Origin of the sequence: Gilliamella sp. GillExp13, from assembly GCF_001690815.1 — a bacterium.
GTDB lineage: Bacteria > Pseudomonadota > Gammaproteobacteria > Enterobacterales > Orbaceae > Gilliamella > Gilliamella bombi.
This window is the reverse complement of sequence record NZ_LZHJ01000085.1, coordinates 1-1,763: the sequence shown is the minus strand read 5'-3', so window position 1 is coordinate 1,763 and position 1,763 is coordinate 1. Positions and strand designations below refer to the sequence as shown.

Sequence of the window (1,763 nt, the reverse complement as noted above, 5' to 3'; positions counted from 1 at the left end):
TTCATTGCTTTTTTCTGTATGAATACAATATTTTTTACAGGTGTATTTCGAAACCCAGCCATTTTTCGCCATGATTCGACCTATTCGGCGTCGAGATACGGTTATGCCTTGCTTTCTCAGCTCTGCTTGCAGACGCCTTGTACCATAAGCACGATAATTAGTATTAAAAATTTCACCCACTATTTCACTCAGTGATATATCTTGTGATTGCTGCGTTAATTGCCGTTGATAATAGAAACGATTTCGGGTTACATTTAAACATCGACATAATGCACGTAAGCTGTATCGATGCTTATTATGTAAAATTAACTCGATTTTCTTCCCATTATCAACGTCGCTTGCTTTAGGATATCATTCTCCATTAACAAGCGTTTATTCTCTTTGCGTAGCGCGATAAGTTCGTTATCTTCAGTTCGACGATTATCTTTTGCGATGAATGAGCCGGTAGTTTGGTACTGCATTATCCAATTATCTAATGCTGATTTGGTGAGGTCATACTCTGCGACGATATCCGCACGTTTTTTACCATTTTGATATAGCATGACCATTTGTTTTTTAAACTCGTTAGTAAAGCTACGTTTTGCTCTTCGTGATGAATCGATTGCCATTGTTGTTACCTTCTCTTATTTTTAGTTTATCATAACAATGACCTTATAAAACTGGTACTAATTAGTGTAGCCGATCCATTTTATATCCTTCTTCGACATAAGTTTTACTTTTAACTTTGTCTTTCTGACGAAAGTAACCTAGTTCAACACCGCTTTGATTATAAGTATCCCAGATATAAGCTGGTCTTATTGCTGATTTAAAACTTGTAAAATCGGTATGTGGAAGATTAAGATCATAAGAATAAACATCATTTCCTGAAGTTAAAGCCAAAGCATGGGCAACAATGATATTATCGCTTAAATAAGCTTCACCTTCCGATACAAAACGATAAGCTTTACCACCAGTATGTGTACCTATATAGTCATTATCCGAATTACTGGCAAACTCTGGGTTATTAGTATTAATGTTAGCCAACTGTGATGCAACAGAATTGGTTGCTGTCTGTAATGTAAACTGATTAAATCCGCCAAAAAATTCATTTTGACGCAAAACAAGGCTACCAAGCCAAGCATTTTTAACAGATATACTATTTTGAATTTTAGATTTATTTGGTGCTGAATAACGAGCATTTAAACCAAGCGTTGCATTTTGCCATAATGGGATATCACGATAGCGAATTTCTAGTTCGTTTAAATCAACTTCTTCCTTTTTGTATTGGTCAATTTTATTTACTTTACTATCATCAGTACTAATTATTTCTTTTTTATTTTTCACATTTACATCTGCTCTAACTAATGATAAATCAAGAGCACCGACACCGACTTTAAGATTTTCAATACCAATACCTCCACCTGCTGGCGTTTTTTGTGTTTTCCAATCAAGCATTTGTATTTCATTATAAGGCAAAGAATGTTTACCCACCCATAATTTCGCATCAGGGAAACGTGGCACAAATCCTTTTGTTTCTAAATATATATCTGAAAATTGCATAATATTGTCATCTTGCGTATTAAATAAACCCGCAGCTTTATTTGTTGCCACGTTTCCATCAATCATAACAATTGCATCAACTCGCCTTCCATCTTGATCATAGACTTTTTGCTTAAAGATAAGATCATACCAACCACCATATTCATTACCAAATCGACCTAATGCACCTTCAGCATAATTTTTAGGTTTACCATTGCTTGAAGTTGACCAACCACCACGGAAGT

3 protein-coding genes are annotated in these 1,763 nt (G+C 35.0%); all 3 read right to left on the bottom strand.

Going from position 1 to position 1,763, the window contains the following annotated elements; translation table 11 throughout:
• Positions 1 to 180, bottom strand: a 180-nt coding sequence (locus A9G37_RS12550; RefSeq protein WP_141671092.1) for an IS3 family transposase, incomplete at its 3' end; no start/stop codon positions are given.
• A 125-nt stretch (positions 181 to 305) separates the two neighbouring features.
• Positions 306 to 608: an IS3 family transposase gene (locus A9G37_RS06010; RefSeq protein WP_065560538.1), complete on the bottom strand. Its 303-nt coding sequence runs from the start codon at positions 606 to 608 to the stop codon at positions 306 to 308.
• A gap of 61 nt (positions 609 to 669) precedes the next feature.
• Positions 670 to 1,763 (bottom strand): carbohydrate porin (locus tag A9G37_RS06005; protein ID WP_065574924.1); only part of this gene is annotated, 1,094 nt, incomplete at its 5' end.

Excerpts from the sequence above, each read along its gene's own strand:
- A9G37_RS06010 (WP_065560538.1), bottom strand. The coding sequence starts at position 608 with ATGGCAATCGATTCATCACGAAGAGCAAAACGTAGCTTTACTAACGAG.